The organism is Acetobacteroides hydrogenigenes (genome assembly GCF_004340205.1).
Classification (GTDB): Bacteria; Bacteroidota; Bacteroidia; order Bacteroidales; family ZOR0009; genus Acetobacteroides; species Acetobacteroides hydrogenigenes.
Window position 1 is genome coordinate 1 of the sequence record NZ_SLWB01000027.1, and the last position, 1,534, is coordinate 1,534.

The 1,534-nt window shown below is 59.1% G+C and carries 1 rRNA gene; it reads left to right on the forward strand.

Annotated features, from left to right (window positions below):
- Positions 1–7: 7 nt before the first annotated feature.
- Positions 8–1,525 (forward strand): 16S ribosomal RNA (locus tag CLV25_RS15820).
- The last annotated feature ends 9 nt before the right edge of the window (positions 1,526–1,534 follow it).

A 1,534-nucleotide genomic window follows, 5' to 3' on the forward strand; every position in this document is an offset into this window, starting at 1 on the left:
ATCTTCTACTATGGAGAGTTTGATCCTGGCTCAGGATGAACGCTAGCGGCAGGCCTAACACATGCAAGTCGAGCGGTAGGGGACTTCGGTCCCTGAGAGCGGCGCACGGGTGCGTAACGCGTATGCAACCTACCCTTTACAGGGGAATAGCCCGTCGAAAGGCGGATTAATGCCCCATGGCTCCTTCGAGAGGCATCTCTTGGAGGGTAAAGATTCATCGGTAAAGGATGGGCATGCGTGCCATTAGCTGGATGGTGGGGTAACGGCCCACCATGGCGACGATGGCTAGGGGTTCTGAGAGGAAGGCCCCCCACACTGGGACTGAGACACGGCCCAGACTCCTACGGGAGGCAGCAGTGAGGAATATTGGTCAATGGGCGGAAGCCTGAACCAGCCATGCCGCGTGCGGGAAGAAGGCGCTACGCGTCGTAAACCGCTTTTGTCCGGGGGTAACCGCGGGGACGTGTCCCCGCCTGCAAGTACCGGACGAATAAGGGTCGGCTAACTCCGTGCCAGCAGCCGCGGTAATACGGAGGACCCGAGCGTTATCCGGATTCATTGGGTTTAAAGGGTGCGTAGGCGGCCCGGTAAGTCAGCGGTGAAAGGCTCCTGCTCCACAGGAGAGCTGCCGTTGATACTGCTGGGCTAGAATCTTAGCGAGGCGGGCGGAATGCGCGGTGTAGCGGTGAAATGCATAGATATCGCGCAGAACGCCGATTGGGGAGCCAGCTCGCCAGCTGAGTATTGACGCTGAGGCACGAAAGCGTGGGGATCGAACAGGATTAGATACCCTGGTAGTCCACGCCGTAAACGATGATGGCTCGCTCTTGGTTCGCAAGGATCAGGGGCTTAGCGAAAGCGTTAAGCCATCCACCTGGGGAGTACGCCGGCAACGGTGAAACTCAAAGGAATTGACGGGGGCCCGCACAAGCGGAGGAACATGTGGTTTAATTCGATGATACGCGAGGAACCTTACCCAGGCTCGAACGCCGAACGAATACGGGGGAAACTCCGTAGCCAGCAATGGCGGTCGGCGAGGTGCTGCATGGTTGTCGTCAGCTCGTGCCGTGAGGTGTCGGCTTAAGTGCCATAACGAGCGCAACCCCTATCGGTAGTTGCCAGCGGGTTATGCCGGGAACTCTACCGAGACTGCCAGCGCAAGCTGCGAGGAAGGCGGGGATGACGTCAAATCAGCACGGCCCTTACGTCTGGGGCGACACACGTGTTACAATGGCCGGTACAGAGGGCAGCCACCCAGCGATGGGGCGCGAATCTCAAAAGCCGGTCGTAGTTCGGATCGGAGGCTGCAACCCGCCTCCGTGAAGCTGGATTCGCTAGTAATCGCATATCAGCCATGATGCGGTGAATACGTTCCCGGGCCTTGTACACACCGCCCGTCAAACCATGGGAGCTGGGGGGACCTGAAGTGCGTGACCGCAAGGAGCGCCCTAGGGTAAAACCGGTGACTGGGGTTAAGTCGTAACAAGGTAGCCGTACCGGAAGGTGCGGCTGGAACACCTCCTTTCTGGAGCGC